A 17,892-nucleotide genomic window follows, 5' to 3' on the forward strand; every position below is an offset into this window, starting at 1 on the left:
GCGGGATTGTTAGTTTCACGCACCACGGGAGGGTCCTGCTAGCCACAGCTAGTCAGGATCGGACGGTACGGATTTGGGATCCTGATAGTGGTGCGCAGGTCGGGCAAACCCTCAGTAGTCACGCGGACCTGGCGTGCGGCGTTGTTGGCTTTACCTGCGACGGTCGGACATTGCTCGCCATTGCGAGTATTGATTCAGCGGTGCAGATTTGGGATATCGAGAGTGGTGCGAAGGTCAGACAACCTCTGAATGGTCGCAACGGCCCCGTGAGCGGACTCACTAGATTTAGCTACCAGGATAGGGTCTTGCTTGCCATCAGTGGGGGTAGGATGGTGCAGATTTGGGATCCCGACAGTGGTGAACAGATTGAGCGATTCCACGCTGATCGGACCAGCGAAGTGAGCGGGGTTGTCAGCTTTTCTTACGGGGGTCGGTCTTTGCTCGCTATCAGTGCGGGTCGGATAGTTCAGATTTGGGATCCTGGTACCGGTCAGAGGGTCGGACGGCCACTCACTGGCCATGCTAGCTCGATAAGTGGGGTTGTCAGCTTTTCTTACGGGGGTCGGTCTTTGCTCGCTATCAGTGCGGGTCGGACAGTCCGGATTTGGGATCCTGGTACCGGTCAGAGGGTCGGACGGCCACTCACTGCCCATGCCAGCCGGGTAAGTGGGGTTGTCAGCCTTCCATGCGACGGCAAGGTCCTTCTCGCCACGAGTGCCGGTCCGATGTTGCGGATTTGGGACCCTGCCACCGGCCAGCAGGTTGGGCAACCCCTCGGTGGCCACACCGACTCAGTAAGGGGGATTACCAGCTTCACCCACCGCGGCGGTCGCACCCTGCTGGCCACGACCGGCCGGGATGAGACCGTGCGGATTTGGGATCCGGAGGTGGGCTCCGCCATCGCGGTGCTGCGTCTTCACCACCGGGTGCGTACCCTCGTTGCCCTGGACAATGACCTGATCGTGGGGCTCGATGACGGCTGGGCGCGGATCGTCCTACCGGATGAAATCGGCTGAGTGCCACCTGTCGGCAACGCTCGGACCGAGCAGCTCCGGGGACCTGAGCCTTCGCGCTGGTAGGCCAGCGCTACCCCTGGTTCAGCTTCACGATCGATTCGGATCGATCCGCTCCAGTTTCGTGCCGCCCGCCGTCCCGCTTCTCGATGCCGGCGCCGAGGTCGGCATAGGTTGGCGGCATGGATTCCAGGAGCGAGAAGCTTGCCCACGCCCGCTCGTTCGGTGAGGTGGCCGGGGTCTATGAGGCGTCCCGTCCGAGCTATCCGGCGGCTGCCGTCTCCTGGCTGGTGAAGCCTGAAGAGGTGCGTGTCGTCGATGTCGGTGCAGGTACCGGCAAGCTCAGCCGTGCCCTGCATGCGGCCGGACACGAGGTCACCGCCGTCGATCCGTCCGAAGAGATGCTGGCCGTGCTGCGGCAGCAGGTGCCGGGGGTGCAGACCCTCGTTGGCACCGGCGAGCAGCTGCCGGTTCACGATGGTTCGGCCGATGCTGTCACGTTTGCGCAGGCGTGGCACTGGGTCGATCCGGTGGCCGCGTCCATTGAGGTGGCGCGGGTGCTCCGGCCCGGTGGAGTGCTCGGCCTGGTCTGGAACCTCCGCGACGAACGGGTCGACTGGGTGCGCGAACTCGGTGTGGCGATGCGCGCTGACAAGGGTCAATACACCATCGGGATGGACGACGACCCGAAGGTTGCCGCGCCGTTCGGCAGACCTGAGCGGGCTGAGTTCGGTTGGACCCAGCCGCTCGACGTCGACGCCGTGCTCCAACTGGTCCGCTCCCGCAGCTACTTCGCCGTCTTGGACGCCGCCGGGCAGGCCGAGGTCCTCGACACCGTACGGCGCCTGCTCGACACCCATCCTCAACTTGCCGGACGCCGAACCATCGACCTGCCGTACGTCACCGTGGCCTACCGCTACCGGCGTCCCTGACCCGCCGACGAAGTTCTCAGGAGAGCCGGACCGGCGAGCCGTAGTCGGCGACCTGCCGGTCGACCGTCAACAGCAGGACGCCCTCCACCCTGGCCTGGGCGACCAGCAGCCGATCGAACGGATCGCGATGCAGCAACGGCAGATCGGCGACGGCTGCCGCGTGGGCGGCGCTGACCGGAAGCTCCGCATAGCCGTTCTCGATCAGCGCGCGCCGAAGCACATGCGCGTCCGCAGTGAAGTCGGCACGTCCCAGAGCTGCCTTGATCAGAAATCACAGCTGGCCGTCGAGCAGGGTCGCGATCTCGCCCGCCGCCAGCCGATCGAAGTCGTCCGGGACGACGGACTGCCCAGCGAGAAAGCCCAGCCGGCGCGGGGCTGGGGGAGCGTCGACCCTGGTCGCGGTGCCCTCCTCCTCATTGGTCAGGGCTACTCGGTCGATGCCCAGGCCGGCATTCCGGAGCCGAAAGCCGACGACGGCGATGGTCGTCGATTCGCCCTGATCGGGCGGCTGCGGTAAAGTCTGGCGTTGGCGTCAGGACGCCCGCGGAACCCCAAGAGCCGCCCATCGATCATCCAGTATCGAGACCATCTGGTCCGGGCAGCGCCGCGCAACGGGAAACCGAAAGGAGAGCAGCCCCCTTCATGGATGCTGATCTGAAGAAGAAGACCATCGAAGAATTCGCCATCAATTCGGGTGACACCGGTTCGCCGGATGTGCAGATCGCGCTGCTCACCCGCCGGATCGCCCACCTGACCGAGCACCTCAAGGTGCACAAGGGCGACCATCACAGCCACCGTGGCCTGATGCTGCTGATCGGCCGGCGTCGCCGGCTGCTGAAGTACGTCGCCAAGCAGGACATCGAGCACTACCGCGCGCTGATCGCGCGACTCGGCCTGCGTCGCTGACTTCACGAGGGGAGTGGCTTCGGCTGCTCCCCTCGGCGCATCCCCGGCGGGCTTCGGCAGGGTTTCGACAAGCTCGATCAACACAGAGCTCGACAAGCTCAGCCGCCGGGACACAACTGAATATCCACACCACCGTCCACCGCGCGAACGCATGTGAATCGTCGGTCCTCGGTAGTGGCTCTCGGGTCCAGAAAGCCCCGCGGGCCTCGATCGAAGACCGGGTTCAATCGCCGAGTCGGCCGTGTCGCCGCAGCGGTGGGTGCAACCCGAAAGGAGGTCCCGTGGAGGGACCCGATCTGCAGTACACCGAGGCCATCATCGACAATGGCGCGCACGGCAAGCATGTCGTCCGCTTCGAGTCCGGCCTGCTCGCGCGCCAGGCCAACGGCTGCGCCAGCGTCTACCTGGACGGCGACACCATGCTGCTCGCCGCCACCACCGCGTCCAAGAATCCGCGCGACGGCATCGACTTCTTCCCGCTCACCGTGGACGTCGAAGAGCGCATGTACGCCGCGGGCCGCATTCCCGGCTCGTTCTTCCGTCGTGAGGGACGCCCCGGCGAGGCCGCCATCCTGGCCTGCCGGCTGACCGACCGTCCGCTGCGTCCTTGCTTCGTGAAGGGCCTGCGCAACGAGGTCCAGGTCGTCATCACGGTGATGGCGCTGAACCCCGACGTGCTCTACGACGTGCTGGCGATCAACGCCGGCTCGGCGTCCACCACGCTGGCCGGTCTGCCGTTCACCGGTCCGGTCGGCGGCGTCCGGGTCGCCCTGATCGGCGACACCTGGGTCGGCTTCCCGACCAACAGCCAGCTCGAGGACGCCACCTTCGACATGGTGGTGGCCGGCCGGGTGCTGGCCGACGGCGATGTCGCGATCATGATGGTCGAGGCCGAGTCGACCGAGCAGACCTGGGATCTGGTCCGCTCCGGCCGGACCGCCCCGACCGAAGAGATCGTGGCCGCCGGCCTGGAGGCGTCCAAGCCGTTCATCAAGGCGCTGTGCGACGCGCAGGTCGAGCTGGCCGCCAAATTCCCCAAGAGCGTCGGCGACTTCCCGGTCTTCCTCGACTACCAGAGCGACGTCTTTCAGGCCGTCTCGGCCGCGGCGTCCGAACGACTCCGCGACGTGATGAGCATCTCCGGCAAGCACGAGCGGGAGACCTCCACCGAGGCCCTGCTGGCCGATCTGCACACCGAGCTCGACGGCACCTTCGAGGGCCGCGAGAAGGAGATCACCGGTGCCTACCGGGCGCTCACCAAGAAGGTCGTCCGCACCAAGACGCTGACCGACGGCATCCGGATCGACGGCCGTGGGCCGCGTGACATCCGGACGCTGAGCGCCGAGGTCGGCGTCATTCCGCGGGTGCACGGTTCGGCGCTGTTCATGCGCGGCGAGACCCAGATCCTGGGTGTGAGCACGCTGAACATGCTCGACATGGAGCAGAAGATCGACTCGCTGGCGCCCGAGAACACCAAGCGCTACATGCACAACTACAACTTCCCGCCGTACTCGACCGGTGAGACCGGCCGGGTCGGTTCGCCGAAGCGGCGCGAGATCGGCCACGGCGCGCTCGCCGAGCGTGCGCTGGTGCCGGTGCTGCCCAAGCGCGAGGAGTTCCCGTACGCGATCCGTCAGGTGTCCGAGGCGCTCGGCTCGAACGGTTCGACCTCGATGGGTTCGGTGTGCGCGTCCACGCTGTCGCTGCTGAACGCCGGCGTGCCGCTGAAGGCGCCGGTCGCGGGCATCGCGATGGGCCTGATGAGCGACGAGATCGACGGCCAGATGCGCTACCTGGCGCTGACCGACATTCTCGGTGCCGAGGACGCGCTGGGCGATATGGACTTCAAGGTCGCCGGCACCCGTGACTTCGTCACCGCCCTGCAGCTGGACACCAAGCTCGACGGCATCCCGTCCGACGTGCTCGCCGGTGCCCTGCAGCAGGCCCGCGAGGCGCGGCACACCCTGCTCGACGTGATGGGCGAGGCGATCGACACCCCGGACGAGATGTCGCCGTTCGCGCCGCGGATCATCACCATCAAGATCCCGGTCGACAAGATCGGCGAGGTGATCGGCCCCAAGGGCAAGATGATCAACCAGATCCAGGACGACACCGGCGCCAACATCTCGATCGAGGACGACGGCACCATCTACATCGGTGCCGACAGCGGCGAGGCGGCGGACGCGGCCCGCTCGATGATCAACGCGATCGCCAACCCGACCATGCCCGAGCGCGGCGAGCGCTACCTGGGCACCGTGGTGAAGGTGATGAACTTCGGCGCCTTCGTGTCGCTGCTGCCCGGCAAGGACGGTCTGCTGCACGTCACCAAGCTGCGCGCGCTGAACAACGGTCAGCGGGTGGAGAACGTCGAGGACGTGGTGAGCGTCGGTCAGAAGATCCAGGTCGAGATCTCCGACATCGACGATCGCGGCAAGCTGTCGCTGATCCCGGTGATCGAAGAGAAGGCCGACGCCTGATCTGCTGACCCGTCCATCGGACGCCGATCGACAGCGTCGAGCGCCGCACCCACTCGGGTGCGGCGCTCTGCTGTTTGCTACGGAAAGATCTGTTGGGCGGCGTCCATCACTCGTTCGAGGTCGGGCATCACGCCGATCTGATCGCTGGGTGCGTTGGCCGTGCTGACATCGGGGAGGGCTGAGGTGCCATGTCGCGCATCGCTGAACAGGGCCCGGAGCACCAGAGGAGTGAACGGTCGGCCGCGATCGGTGAGTCGCATGCTCTGGGCCAGCGTTGCCGCTCCGGCGATGATTGCGCTGGCGGCGCTGGTGCCGCCGAAGTTGCCGTAGCCGGTGTTGCTGGAACTGTAAGAGGTCCAGGCGCGGTCGGCCCACGCATAGCAGTCCACTCGACTGCCGTAGTTGCTCCCAATAGTCACACTCTTGCCAGGGTCGTCGATCCAGCGGCGGTGTCCGGTCTGGTTCGTCTTCAGTGTGCTGACCGCGCCGCCCACCAGGATGGCTCCGGAGTCGTACCCACCTCGGCGGACGTCTGCCAGGCCTTTCGGGACGTCGGCGACGAGAGTGTCGAGGTCTTTATTGGCGTTTCCCGCGGCTTCGATCACCACGATGCCGGCTGAGGCCAGGAGCCTGAGGGTCTGCTGGACAGCATATTCCCGCTCGATAGGTCGGTGGTAAAGACTGCCGCCCCACCCGCCTTCCTGTTTTGCCACCTCAAGCAGCACGACATCTCCACAACGCATCACCCGGCGTGCGGCGATGAGGGCATCGACGACGTGCGGCTCGGTGGGTTCTTCAGTGGTGCCGGCGTAGACCTTGTCGCCCCGATGGAAATGAGAGGCGATCAACACCCGCGCCTGCGGGCAGATGCCAGAAACGCCGTTCTTGCGGACGAGCTCTCCCGCCACGATGCCGAGGACTGCGGTGCCGTGGGCGGCCTCGTATTTGTTGACGCCGATCATGGGTTTGAGGCCCTTGAGATTTCGCAATGCCTCATGCCTGAGATTCCAGCCCGCCTCGATGTCGAGGAGTTTGACCCGTCCGACCTGGCTGTCGTTCGTCCATTCTCCGGTTCCTCCGCCCTGTTGCCAGGCCCATTCGGCGTTGATCCCGTGGAGGGACGCGTTGAGGTACGACTGTGCCGACCGAGTGATGGTTATGGTTTGGCTGGGTGACAAGGTCGGGCGTCGCGGTGCTACTACCCGTGGCATGATTTGAGGGTTGTCGCCCGGTGGGCTGTCGTCGTTTGAATCCACCCCGACGACCGTGACAGGCAACTCGACGTAGGCGGCGGTGACACCCTCGGCGTCGAGGATCTCGTTGGTCAGGTTCTCCATCTCGTCCGGCGTCCGGTTCAGACGGCTGAGATCGATTCGCCAGTAACGGGTGAGGCTGGTGGACAGGCCCCAGCCGCTGTCCTCGGCCTCGGCTTCCAATGCGCGAAGTTCCGCCACGGTGCACGTCGTGACCATGCGAGGCGTCGGCAGCTGTCCGTCGACAGTCTCGGCCGCAAGGGCGGTCAGGATCGCTTTCAAGGTGGCGAGGCGATCGAACCGACTCGCAACCGTCAAGAGGTCGTTGTAGTCGTCGGTCCGCAGGTCCTCGTCGAGTTGAACGACGATATGGGTCGGTCGAGCGGCCATGGAAGTCCCCTTCGGCGTTGAGTGTGGGTGTGGGACATCCTCGTCCCGTACCCATTGAGTGGCGGAAAGACGCTCATTTGATACGCGCCGCGGCCGCTGTCGGAGTGCCCCGTTCGTCGTGGCACGACAACACGGTCGGGGTGGGTCCACGCCGCTGCGGTAGGCCCAGGCCGTCGCGGCGGCCTGGGCCGGTGGGTCACAGCCGGCATGTGAAGTCGGCGAGTCGTGTATCAAAGCTGTCGGCATGATCGCTCTCTTGAGAGGGCCGTACACTGCGGCACAACCCATAGCAAGGAGTCATCCATGAGCTACCAAGAAAAGCCTGAGCGCTGGGCGCCGCCGAAGGAAGGGACAGCCCCCTCTCGAGGGCGGTGGCTCATCGTTGACGCGCCGAGAGAACTCCAGACATGGATGGATCAAACCTACGCAGTGGCCAGCGACGCTATCGGATTCGGGAAGGCAGGGAATGAGGAGGTCGAGCCGCCGGCCGCAGCAGTCATTAGTGTGTCGGCCGTCTGGAAATGGATCGAGGACATTTACGTCTGGCCGAGGTCTGAGGACGACGAGGACGCGCATGGCGCGGACGGGGAAGGGCAGGGCGGCGACGACGATGCCCATGAAGCCGAGGAGAGCGGCGACCAGGAAGATGACGGCGAGCAGGGCGATGAATGGGAACATTGGTCGATCGCCCAGGACGGCTTGCCGGAGGTTCTCACTTCGTCGGGGAACGGCCCCGATCCTGTCTCCGATCTGCTCAGAACGCTGTGCAAACTGACCGGGTTCTGCAAATACAAGTAGTAGTGAGGGCCGGGTCGTGAATGCAGTGGCGCGGGCTCCGCAGGCGGCATGGGGGATTGCTGTCATCGGCATCATCGTCGCCGTCGGCAGCCTCGCGCTGGAGCCATTCGTCGTTTCGGGAGCACCCGACCGGTGGGGTGACGGCATCGTCTCGGTGCGCTACGTGTTCATCGCGGTACTGACGCTGGTTGTGGGTGCGCGCGTGGTGAGTCATATGCCGAGGCTCAGATATGGCTGGCTCTTGTTGGCCACGGGGTTTGCCGCGGCCCTCTCCGCAGCGCTGAGCCTGGCGGCTGCCGTGCCAAGCCCATGGCTGATCCACTGGGCGCGTCAATGGGTGTGGTTTCTCAGCTACGCGCTCTTCACATTCACGGCACTTCTCTTTCCCGACGGGCTCCCGCCGTCAGCACGATGGCGGCTGCCGCTCCGGACGCTCTATGTCGGGTTGGGCGTGGGACTCATCGGTCTAGCGGTGTGGTCGTCGGGCGATGAAGAACCGGTGGGCAACGGGGACGTATGGGGAATCGCCGCCCTGTGCGGCCTTGTCGCGTTGTTCATCAGTGCGTTGTTGGGCCCGGTCGCCATCGCCACGCGTGCTCGGCGAGCGGCGCCCGCCCTGAAGACACCGTTACGGTGGGCTGCGATTTCGGCGATCCTGGTGCTGCTGGGAATGGTTCTGGAGGTCTTGCCGGCATTCGGATTTCCGAGGGTGGGCTGGCCGACCGTGACGGCCGCGCTGGTATTCCCTGCGGCGACCGCCATCATGATCGCTCGCTACGGGCTCTACGACATCGACCGGATCGTGCACCGGTCGATGCTCTACGGCGGGCTGGTGCTCGCCGCCGGCGGCATCTATGCGGTCGTGTTGCCGGCCACTGGCTGGCTGATCAACACGATGTGGAAGCCGGACGGCCCCGATCCGCTGGCTCAATCCGGGGTAGCTTCCCAGGCGGCGGCGATTGCGGCTGCCGCTGCCGCGGTGCTCGCGGTGTTGCTGTTGCGCAGTTGGCTTTACGAGTTCCTCGAACGGCGCCTCTATGGATACGCCGCGCGTCCCTACGAGTTGCTGAGTTCGCTGGCCAGCGGGGTCGGTACGGCATTGACGCCGGGAGAGATGCTCGGCGCGGTGGTCGACGGCGTCGCCGACGGACTCCGCGTCCCGTATGCCGCCGTGTTCCTGGCGCCGAAGGAGAGTCCCGAGCAGGCCGCGGGGGAGCGGCGTCCCTGGCAGGTCACCTCGCTCGATCTGGTGCACCGGGGCGACACGATCGGGCAGCTGGTGGTGCAGCAGCGGGCCCCGGACGAGCCGTGGACCCGGCGCGAGCGGAAGCTGCTGGCCGCGTTGGCCGCCCAGGTCGCTGCACCGGCGGCCGCCGTCCGGCTGATTCGCGATCTCCAGCACGCGCGGGAGCGGCTCGTCACCGCCCGCGAGGAGGAGAAGCGCCGGCTCCGCAAGGATCTGCACGACGGTGTGGGGCCGGTGCTCAGCGGCGTCCGGATGCAGTTGCGGGCGCTGACTGGTTCGTCGGCGGCCACGTCGGCGCTTTCCGGCATTGAGGAAGACCTCGCGCTGGCGTCCGACGAGCTGCGCCGGGCGATCGACGGGCTGCGTCCGCCCGGGCTCGATCGTGGCCTGGTGCCGGCGTTGCGCGGTGTCGTCGAGCGGCATGCGCAGACCGGCGGCGCCACGATCGGGCTCGACATTCCGGAGACGTTGGAACTCCCGGCGGCCGTCGAAGTCGCCCTGTACCGGATTCTCGACGAAGCGCTGACGAACTGTGTGCGACATGCGGCGGCCAGCCGGGTGCAGGTCACCGTCCAGCCACGAACGGACGCCGTCGAACTCACTGTCACCGACGACGGCCGCGGCTTCGCCGGTCCTAGGGACGGCGGTGTGGGCACCGAGTCGATGCGGCAACGCTGCGAAGAGATCGGCGGTCGGTTCACCATCGCGGCGGCAGTTCCGACCGGAACCGTGGTGGCGGCGACCCTGCCGTTGTCATGATCGGGTTGTCCCGATTCGGGCAGGATCGCCGCCGTGGGGTTTATGCGGCCTCCAGCACCACCCGAAGCCGACCCAGGGCGCGCTGCCTGGTCGGCCCGATGCTGCCCACGGAGACCCCCATCAGCGAGGACAGCTCGTCGTAGGACAGGTCGCGGAGCAGCCCGCGGACCACCGCCCGCTGGCGTGCCGGCAGCTCGGCGATCGCCGAACGCAGTTCACGCATCCGCTGCCGGTCCAGGCAGTGGCGCTCCACCTCGCTGCCGGCGGACGCCTTGCGCTCCGGCACCTGCTCGATGACGAGCTCGCGGCCGTCCTCGCGAAGCACGGTGAGCGCCATCCGCCGTGCGGTGGTGGACAGCCATCCCGGCAGGCAGGCCGGGTTGCGGATCGACCGGGCGTGCTGCAGCAGGGCCAACCAGACCCGCTGCTCCAGATCCTGGCGTTGCCAAGGCTTCAATCCGGCCTGGGCCGCGCGGGCCAACAGGCAGGGCCGAAAGGCGCGGACGACGTCTTCCCAGAGTGCAGAGTCGCCGTTGGCGAGCCGCTCCAGCAGGTCGTCGGGCCACTCCTCGCGACGATGATTCGCGACGGGGCTGATCGTCTGTGTAGTCATACTTCAGCGTGTGTCCGACGACATACCCGCAGCGGGGAGATCTGCCCGCGACGATTGGGACGAATGCCCGAGTGTCCGGGCACCCTAATCGATTCGGATCTAAGCGGGGTTACCGCCCGTGCAGCCCGGCGTCGCGGGCCAGCAGCGCCAGCCGCACCCGGTCGGCGATGCCCAGCTTGGCCAAGATGGCGGCCATCTGGTTGCGCACCGTCTTCTCGGTGACGGCGAGGGCATCGGCGATCTGGGAGCCGGACAGCCCGGCGGCAAGCAGCCCGACATGCTGGAGTTCGCGCGGGCTGAGCAGATCGAAGGGCGACGGCACACTCTGCCGGACGCCGCTGAGGGCGGCGGTGGCCACCCGCGGCCCGAGCACCAGGCCGCCGTCGAGCACTGTGCGCAGCGCCGGCAGCAGCGCGTCCGGAGCCGATTCTTTGAGCAGGTAACCGGTGGCGCCGGCGGCCAGGCAAGCCTGCACGGTGGCGTCGTCGTGGGTCATGGTGAGCACCAGCACCAGGCAGCCGGGGACGGCGTGCCGCAGCCGGCGAATCAGGCTCACCCCGTCGCCGTCCGGCAGCCCCAGATCGACGACGGCGGCGTCCGGCTTCTCCAGGACGGCGAGCCGGAACGCCTCGGCGACCGTTCCGGCCTCGATCAGCCGGCCGACCCATGGCTCGCTGTGCAGCATCGCCGCCAGTCCTCGACGGACCACCGGGTGATCGTCGACCAGCAGCACCCGCGCGGAGTCCGCGTCCCCTCCCATGGCCGAATAGTAGGAAACCTCCGTATCGCTGTCACGGATTCGCGAACGTTCCTGTCGAACCCGCGACGCCACACGGGACGATCGTGCGCGCTTCCCTGGCGTCGAGCCCGTGGCGTCCGGATAGCAGCGGGACAACGAACAGCATGCGGCCGGGGAGAGAACCGGGGTCCGGGTCCACTAGGGTCACCTTCCGTGGCCAGCGACATCACCGTCTTTTCCGGGTCAGCCCATCGGGAGTTCGCGCAGGAGGTGTGTGATCTGCTCGGCGTCCCGCTGGCGGAGTCGCAGACCACCCGGTTCTCCAATGACTGCCTGCAGGTTCACCTCGGAGCGAATTGCCGAAAACGCGAGGTATTCATCGTGCAGCCGCTGGTCCCTCCGGTGCAGGAGAACCTGGTCGAGCTGCTGCTGATGCTGGACGCCGCACGCGGCGCGTCCGCCGGCCACCTGACCGTGGTGATGCCGCACTACGCCTATGCGCGCAGCGACAAGAAGGACGCCCCGCGGATCTCGATAGGTGCCCGGCTGGTCGCCGACCTGCTGCACAAGGCGGGCGCGAAGCGGGTGGTGACGATGGCGTTGCACTCCCCGCAGGTGCACGGCATGTTCGAAATGCCGGTCGACCATTTGAGCGCCAACCATGTGCTGGCGGCCCATTTCCGGCAGCGCGACCTGAGCAACGCCGTGGTGGTGTCGCCCGACTTCGGCAACGTCAAAGAGGCGAACCATTTCGCCCGGCTGCTGGACATTCCGGTCGCGGCCGGCTCGAAGCGCCGGATGGCCGACGACAAGGTGGTCATTGACACGATCGTCGGCGACGTCGCCGGCAAGGACGTGATCGTCCTCGACGACGAGATCGCCACCGGCGGTTCGCTGATCGAGCTGTTCGACAAGCTCCGCGAGGTGGGGGTCAACTCGATCTCCGCCGCCTGCGTGCACGGCCTGTTCACCGGTCCGGCGATGGAACGGATGAAGGCGCAGGACGATCTGGTCGAGATCGTCTGCACCAACACCGTCCCGGTGCCGGAGGAGAAGCGGCTGCCGAATATGACCGTGCTGAGCGTCGCCCCGCTGTTTGCCGAAGCCATCCGGCGAATCAACGAGGGCGAGTCGATCTCGTCGCTGTTCGACGCATAGCCGCTGCCCTGGAGGGCCGACAACGTGGTGTGAATTCTGGATGGCGCCGAGCGAGGCGACCTGGTTGCTGGGGGCGACGTCCGCGGCCAGCGTCCACAGGCAGCCGATCGGCAACAGGAGCTGTTGCGCATGCTGCGCAGCGCGGGCGTGCTCAGCGCGCGCGAGCTGACCGCGTCCCTGGGCGTCTCGCATATGACGGTGCGGCGCGACATCGCGGCGCTGCGGACTGCCGGACAGGTGATCGCGGTCGCCGGGAACGTCCGGGCCGCGGTAGCCGCACGAGTTCGGCTCGAGGTGGCCGAACGGTGCAGTAATCACCTGCTCGATCAGTAGGGTGGGCTCGTTGACGCGGGACCAATGGGGGGTTCCGTTCACCAGGAGGATTGATGAAGGTAGCCGTTTTCGGGGCTCGCGGGCGGATGGGCTCCGAGGTGGTCCGGGCCGTGCACGAGGCCGAGGATCTGGAGCTGGTCGCCGCGGTGGACGCCGGCGACGACCGGACGCCCGTCGAGGCGGCCGAGGTGGTGGTCGACTTCACCCATCCGGACGCCGTGATGGACAACATCGCCTGGTGTGCTGAGCGCGGCATTCACATCGTGGTCGGAACCACTGGTTTCACCGCCGAGCGGCTCGATCAGGCCCGTGCGCTGGCCGAGCAGGGCGGCTGCGGGGTGCTGGTGGCGTCCAACTTCTCGGTCGGCGCGGTGCTGATGATGCACGTCAGCGCGCTGGCTGCCCGGTTCTTCGAATCGGTCGAGGTGATCGAGCTGCATCATCCGAACAAGGTCGACGCCCCGTCCGGCACGTCGGCGACGACCGCGGGGAAGATCGCGGCGGCGCGCGCTGAGGCCGGCCTCGGTCCGGTTCCGGACGCCACGGCGCAGTCGCTGCCGGGCGCCCGCGGTGCCGACGTGGACGGCATTCATGTGCACAGCGTCCGGCTGCGTGGCCTGATCGCGCACCAGGAGGTGCTTTTCGGCGGACCCGGCGAGACCCTGACCATCAGACACGACTCGCTGGAGCGGGTCTCGTTCATGCCGGGCGTGATCGCGGCGGTGCGGGCGGTGCCGGGTCTGCCCGGCATGACCATCGGCATCGAATCCATCCTCGGCCTGAGCTGACACCGCGGTGAGAAAGTTCGGCCGGGCCCTGATCGTCCTGGGTGTCCTCGCCGTGCTCCTGATCGGGGCGGAGTTCGGCATTCGAGGCCTGGTGCAATCTCAGGCACAGCAAGCAGTCGTCAGCGCCGGCATCAAGGTCGACGATCCCACCCTCGATCTGGCCGGTGGCTCGGTGCTGGCCGCACTGGTCCGGGGCCGATTCGTGGACGTCTTCGGTGGGGCCGCCACCGCACAGGTGCAGTTCGAGCAGCATCAGGTGGACCTCCACGACGTCCGGTACCGGGGCTCGGAGATCAAGCTGGTCACCCTCAGCGAGGTGGTCGTCGGGAGGCTCGACGTGACCGGCAAGCTCGACTGGAATGGGCTCAGCGAGGTCGCCGGGCTGTCGATCCGCTACGGCGGCGAGGGCCGGGTGCTGGTCACCTACCGGGTCGACGTGGCCGGCCTGAGTCTGCTCGACGTGGGCATCTCTGGCGTCCCGCGATTGGACGTCGCCGCCCACCAGATGGAACTCACCGACGCCCGGATCGACGTGGCCGGCGTCGAACTGAATGCGCGGCTGTCGCAGCAGATCATGGAGCGGACGGTGAAACCGATCCCGTTGACCGTCGCCGACCGCGTCCAGGTCACCGCGGTGTCAGTCGTGCCGGATGGGCTGGTGGTCGATCTGACCGCCACCGAGGTACCGGTCCGGCGCTGACCGCGCGCGGCGTCCGAATGTAACGGACGGATCATTGCCATCGTTGCTTGCCGGGGCAGATAATCGCGGCACCCGTACAGATGGAGTCCGCACATGAAATACGACTACGACCTGCTGGTGGTCGGCAGCGGCCCCGGTGGCCACCGCGCCGCCATCGCGGCGGCGAAACTCGGCCGCTCGGTGGCGATCGTCGACCGCAAGCAGATGATGGGCGGGGTGTGCATCAACACCGGCACCATTCCGTCCAAGACGCTGCGCGAAGCCGTTCTCTATCTCACCGGCATGCATCAGCGCGATCTGTACGGGGCGTCGTATCGGGTCAAGGACGAGATCACCATCGCCGACCTGACCGCCCGCACCCAGCATGTGATCGGACGCGAAACGCAGGTCGTCCGCAACCAGCTGCTGCGCAACCACGTCACGCTGTACAGCGGGGACGCGTCGTTCATCGACCCGCACACCGTGAAGGTGGAGGGTGCCGACCATCACACCATCCATGCGCATCGGATCGTGCTGGCGCCTGGCACCGAGCCGGCCCGTCCGGCCAATGTCGAGTTCGACGACGAGAACGTGGTCGACTCCGACGGAATCCTCGATCTGCAGCGGGTGCCGGGAACCATGGTGGTGGTCGGTGCCGGCGTGATCGGCATCGAATACGCGTCGATGTTCGCCGCGCTCGGCACCCGGGTGACGGTGGTCGACGCCCGGCCGTCGATGCTGGACTTCTGCGACGCCGAGATCGTCGAATCGCTGCGTTTCCATCTGCGCGATCTGTCGGTGACATTCCGGTTCGGCGAAACCGTCGAGCGGGTGGAGCGCAGTGCGCACGGCACCATCACCACGCTGGGCAGCGGCAAGCGGATTCCCGCCGACACGGTCATGTATTCGGCCGGACGCCAGGGCGCCACCGCCGCACTGGCGTTGGAGAATGCCGGGCTGGAGGCCGACCCGCGCGGACGGATCGCCGTCGACGAGCATTTCCGGACCACCCAGCCGCATATCTACGCCGTCGGCGATGTGATCGGCTTTCCCGCGCTGGCCGCGACCTCGATGGAGCAGGGACGCCTGGCCGCAATGCACGCGATGGGGGAGAAGCCCGGCGCCATCACGCCATTGCAGCCGATCGGCATCTACACCATTCCCGAGATCTCCTACGTCGGGAAGAGCGAGGACGAACTGACAGCGGAGTCGATCCCCTACGAGACCGGACTGTCCCGCTATCGAGAGCTCGCCCGCGGCCAGATCGTCGGCGACTCCTACGGCATGCTCAAACTGCTGGTGCACAGCGTCGACCGGACGCTGCTCGGCGTCCACGTCTTCGGCACCGGCGCCACCGACCTGGTGCACATCGGCCAAGCCGTGATGGGCTGCGGCGGCACCGTCGACTACCTCGTCGACACCGTCTTCAACTATCCGACCTTGTCAGAAGCCTACAAAGTGGCAGCCCTGGACGCCACCAACAAACTCCGCGCCCTGAGCCGCTTCGAGGACGTCGCCAGCTGAGGAGTTCGTAGGTCGAGCTTGTTGCACTGCCACTGGTCGCGCTTGTTCGTCGTCCCGGCGGACGCCGGGATCTCTGCGAGGCCACCGCCATTGGTTGAGCTTGTTTGTCATCCCGGCGGACGCCGGGATCTCTCCAAGCCGCTTCATCGAGTGGACCGGCGGGACGGTTCTCCTGGTCCGCCGTTGGTCGAGCTTGTCGAGACCGGTCGAGCCGGCGCCTCGTCTTATAGCTTCGACGCGGCCTTCGTCACTTCATCAATGGTGTGGACGTCATAAGGGGACGCCGTGCCGTTCGTGAGTCCCGCGAGGGTGTTCCCTGTGCGCGCCCACGCACCTTGTGTCGGGTTGATCAGATTGAAACGGTCGCCCTGGTTGCGCAGCAAGAGGACGAATTCCTTCGCTGACGTGTTGTGGAAAAGGACCGTATCGAGTTCCTGGTAGAGCGTGCCATTCTTCTTGCCGCCGTACTGCGTCACGTCGATTGTGGTGCCGACCTTGACCGCGCCCTTCATGGTCTGCGTGACCTTGATCGTGGCGATGGTGACCGGGAGGGTCAACTCGGGGTCGTTCCGATCGGCGGTTGTTCCTGCCTGCGGATTTGCCAACGGGCTGTCGATATCGGTCGGAACGTCGGGTCGCAGGAGGTCCTCTCGCGATCCCAGAAGGGTCCCCGCGACGACGGCGTCGGCTGTGGAGAGGGCGGCTTCCAGGGATGGATAGTTCGGGTAGTCGGCATGAAACGCGATCTTCTCCGACGAGGCTGACGGAGAGGCCTGAGGGGTATTGCTCGTGCAGCCACAGGACGAGCAGACGATGGCGATGGCCACCACGGAGGCGCGCATTGCGGAGACGATTTTCATCAGCAGCATTCCTTAACGTTCGCCTTTGTCGTGCGCGATGGGTTGGGCGCTCGGCCCCAGCGATTCGCGTCCGTGCGGCGTCAGCCAGCCGGAGAGGTCGGGACCTTTGGGGACGATGCCGTGCGGGTTCAGGTCGCGATGGACGATGTAGTAGTGCTGCTTGATTTGGGTGAAGTCGACGGTCTCGCCGAAACCGGGGGTCTGGAACAGGTCGCGGGCGTAGCCCCACAGTGCCGGCATCTCGCTGAGCTTGTTCCGATTGCACTTGAAGTGCCCGTGGTAGACGGCGTCGAAACGGACCAGGGTGGTGAACAGCCGGACGTCGGCCTCGGTGATCGCCTCGCCCATCAGGAAACGCCGGGTGGTCAGCCGTTCCTCCAGCCAGTCCAAGGCCGTCCAGAGCCGGTCGTAGGCGGCGTCGTAGGCGTCCTGATTGCCGGCGAAGCCGCACCGGTACACCCCGTTGTTGACCTCGGTGTAGACCCGGCGCATCACCTGCTCCATTTCGTCGCGAAGCTCGGACGGCCACAGGTCGGGGGCGTCCGGACGCTGGAACTCGGTCCATTCCGATGCCAGGTCTCGGGTGATCTGGTCGAAATCGTTGGTCACCACCTCACCGGTGGCGATCTCAACGATGGCGGGCACCGTGATGCCGCGCGGATAGCCCGGAAAGCGCTTCTCGTAGGCGTCCTTCAGCTTGTGGATGCCGAGCACCGGATCGACACCACCGCGGTCCAGGTCGAACGTCCACGAGTCGGCGTCGTGGGTGGGTCCGGGCAGCCCGACCGACAGCACATCCTCCAGGCCGAGCAGGCGGCGGACGATCAACGTCCGGTTGGCCCACGGGCAGGCACGCGCCGCGATCAGCCGGTACCGTCCGGCCTCGACCGGCCACTCGTCCGGAGCCGTCGGATGCGCCACGATCCGGTCGTTGATGTAGCGGGTGTCGCGGACGAAATCCCTGCCCTCGGTCGAATACACGCCGCCTGTGCCCTGATCGTCCTGGTCGCTCATCCGGTGCTCCCTTCCGGGGACCACCCTAGAACGAGCCTCCTAGAGCTGGCCGGGAGCGATTCCGGGACGCAGCACGCCGTGCCCGTTGGCGTCCCGTTTGACCCGGCCGCGTTCGTCCAACACCCAGTTGTCCGGCCGGACCCAGGTGTCCGTTGCCCCGAGATTGCCACGCACCCCGACGACGATGAGGCCGGTAAGAATGGCGCGGGTCGTCGCATTATCGGCCGAGGTATCGCCGATCAACTTGGCAAACGTCGCAGTGCGACGGTAAGGAAACCGGGGATTGCGCAGCAACTCGTCGAAATGCTCGGCGATCGCCCGGCGGACCTTTCGGTCCCGCAGATCCGCCGACAGGGTGCCGTAGATCTCCTGGAGGTCCCTCAATGCCGAGGTCAGGTCGGACACGCTCA

General features: G+C 66.6%; 19 protein-coding genes and 1 pseudogene. 13 read left to right on the plus strand and 7 right to left on the minus strand.

Annotated elements, in window-relative coordinates:
• Window positions 1-5: 5 nt before the first annotated feature.
• The 3 genes and pseudogenes from QM619_RS11080 to QM619_RS11090 all read left to right on the plus strand — a co-directional run.
• A pseudogene (locus tag QM619_RS11080) lies at window positions 6-869 on the plus strand (WD40 repeat domain-containing protein); the annotation flags it as partial.
• An 18-nt stretch (window positions 870-887) separates the two neighbouring features.
• Window positions 888-1,016 carry a hypothetical protein gene (locus tag QM619_RS11085; protein WP_415108576.1) on the plus strand — a complete coding sequence of 43 codons (129 nt, stop codon included), beginning with the start codon at window positions 888-890 and terminating at the stop codon, window positions 1,014-1,016.
• A gap of 179 nt (window positions 1,017-1,195) precedes the next feature.
• Window positions 1,196-1,945 (plus strand): class I SAM-dependent methyltransferase, encoded by a 750-nt coding sequence (locus QM619_RS11090; RefSeq protein ID WP_415108259.1) that lies wholly within the window; start codon window positions 1,196-1,198, stop codon window positions 1,943-1,945.
• A 16-nt stretch (window positions 1,946-1,961) separates the two neighbouring features.
• Here the strand turns inward: QM619_RS11090 and QM619_RS11095 are convergent, their stop codons facing one another.
• Window positions 1,962-2,165: a type II toxin-antitoxin system VapC family toxin gene (locus QM619_RS11095; protein WP_415108262.1), complete on the minus strand. Its 204-nt coding sequence runs from the start codon at window positions 2,163-2,165 to the stop codon at window positions 1,962-1,964.
• Here QM619_RS11095 and QM619_RS11100 point away from each other — a divergent pair, their 5' ends adjacent.
• From QM619_RS11100 to QM619_RS11110, 3 genes are all read left to right on the plus strand, one after another.
• Complete coding sequence (locus QM619_RS11100; protein WP_415108265.1) at window positions 2,166-2,462, plus strand: hypothetical protein; 297 nt, start codon at window positions 2,166-2,168, stop codon at window positions 2,460-2,462.
• Between the two features lie 125 nt (window positions 2,463-2,587).
• Window positions 2,588-2,851, plus strand: a complete 264-nt coding sequence (gene rpsO, locus QM619_RS11105) for a 30S ribosomal protein S15 (RefSeq protein WP_415108268.1) — start codon at window positions 2,588-2,590, stop codon at window positions 2,849-2,851.
• A gap of 281 nt (window positions 2,852-3,132) precedes the next feature.
• Entirely contained in the window at window positions 3,133-5,328 is a 2,196-nt protein-coding gene (locus QM619_RS11110; protein WP_415108271.1) for a polyribonucleotide nucleotidyltransferase, read from the plus strand.
• Window positions 5,329-5,405: 77 nt separating this feature from the next.
• Here the strand turns inward: QM619_RS11110 and QM619_RS11115 are convergent, their stop codons facing one another.
• Window positions 5,406-6,971, minus strand: coding sequence for a S8 family serine peptidase (locus QM619_RS11115; protein WP_415108273.1), 1,566 nt, complete (start codon window positions 6,969-6,971; stop codon window positions 5,406-5,408).
• Window positions 6,972-7,274: 303 nt separating this feature from the next.
• Here QM619_RS11115 and QM619_RS11120 point away from each other — a divergent pair, with 303 nt between their 5' ends.
• Entirely contained in the window at window positions 7,275-7,769 is a 495-nt protein-coding gene (locus QM619_RS11120) for a hypothetical protein (RefSeq protein ID WP_415108276.1), read from the plus strand.
• A 16-nt stretch (window positions 7,770-7,785) separates the two neighbouring features.
• A complete protein-coding gene (locus QM619_RS11125; protein WP_415108279.1) occupies window positions 7,786-9,774 on the plus strand; it encodes a sensor histidine kinase in 1,989 nt (662 codons plus the stop codon).
• A 40-nt stretch (window positions 9,775-9,814) separates the two neighbouring features.
• Here QM619_RS11125 and QM619_RS11130 read toward each other — a convergent pair whose 3' ends face one another.
• Both QM619_RS11130 and QM619_RS11135 read right to left on the minus strand, forming a co-directional pair.
• On the minus strand, window positions 9,815-10,387 hold the full coding sequence (locus QM619_RS11130) for an RNA polymerase sigma factor (protein ID WP_415108282.1): 573 nt from the start codon (window positions 10,385-10,387) through the stop codon (window positions 9,815-9,817).
• Between the two features lie 109 nt (window positions 10,388-10,496).
• Window positions 10,497-11,147 (minus strand): response regulator, encoded by a 651-nt coding sequence (locus QM619_RS11135; protein WP_415108285.1) that lies wholly within the window; start codon window positions 11,145-11,147, stop codon window positions 10,497-10,499.
• 192 nt (window positions 11,148-11,339) lie between these two features.
• Here QM619_RS11135 and QM619_RS11140 point away from each other — a divergent pair, with 192 nt between their 5' ends.
• From QM619_RS11140 to sthA, 5 genes are all read left to right on the plus strand, one after another.
• On the plus strand, window positions 11,340-12,284 hold the full coding sequence (locus QM619_RS11140) for a ribose-phosphate diphosphokinase (protein WP_415108288.1): 945 nt from the start codon (window positions 11,340-11,342) through the stop codon (window positions 12,282-12,284).
• A 120-nt stretch (window positions 12,285-12,404) separates the two neighbouring features.
• Complete coding sequence (locus QM619_RS11145) at window positions 12,405-12,617, plus strand: DeoR family transcriptional regulator (protein WP_415108550.1); 213 nt, start codon at window positions 12,405-12,407, stop codon at window positions 12,615-12,617.
• A gap of 50 nt (window positions 12,618-12,667) precedes the next feature.
• Window positions 12,668-13,405, plus strand: a complete 738-nt coding sequence (dapB, locus tag QM619_RS11150) for a 4-hydroxy-tetrahydrodipicolinate reductase (RefSeq protein WP_415108290.1) — start codon at window positions 12,668-12,670, stop codon at window positions 13,403-13,405.
• A 7-nt stretch (window positions 13,406-13,412) separates the two neighbouring features.
• The gene (locus QM619_RS11155) at window positions 13,413-14,105 is read left to right on the plus strand and encodes an LmeA family phospholipid-binding protein (RefSeq protein ID WP_415108292.1); all 693 of its coding nucleotides are present in this window, start codon (window positions 13,413-13,415) and stop codon (window positions 14,103-14,105) included.
• Between the two features lie 93 nt (window positions 14,106-14,198).
• A complete protein-coding gene (gene sthA, locus QM619_RS11160; protein WP_415108295.1) occupies window positions 14,199-15,608 on the plus strand; it encodes a Si-specific NAD(P)(+) transhydrogenase in 1,410 nt (469 codons plus the stop codon).
• 224 nt (window positions 15,609-15,832) lie between these two features.
• On the opposite strand, the gene QM619_RS11165 is transcribed toward sthA, so the two are convergent.
• The 3 genes from QM619_RS11165 to QM619_RS11175 are packed head-to-tail and all read right to left on the minus strand — an operon-like array spanning window position 15,833 to window position 17,887.
• A complete protein-coding gene (locus tag QM619_RS11165) occupies window positions 15,833-16,477 on the minus strand; it encodes a hypothetical protein (protein ID WP_415108298.1) in 645 nt (214 codons plus the stop codon).
• A gap of 3 nt (window positions 16,478-16,480) precedes the next feature.
• Window positions 16,481-17,482 (minus strand): glutathione S-transferase family protein, encoded by a 1,002-nt coding sequence (locus tag QM619_RS11170; protein WP_415108301.1) that lies wholly within the window; start codon window positions 17,480-17,482, stop codon window positions 16,481-16,483.
• A 39-nt stretch (window positions 17,483-17,521) separates the two neighbouring features.
• Window positions 17,522-17,887, minus strand: a complete 366-nt coding sequence (locus QM619_RS11175; RefSeq protein ID WP_415108304.1) for a hypothetical protein — start codon at window positions 17,885-17,887, stop codon at window positions 17,522-17,524.
• Window positions 17,888-17,892: the final 5 nt, after the last annotated feature.

Origin of the sequence: Micropruina sp. (genome assembly GCF_047606665.1) — a bacterium.
In the GTDB taxonomy this organism is placed as follows: Bacteria; Actinomycetota; Actinomycetes; order Propionibacteriales; family Propionibacteriaceae; genus Micropruina.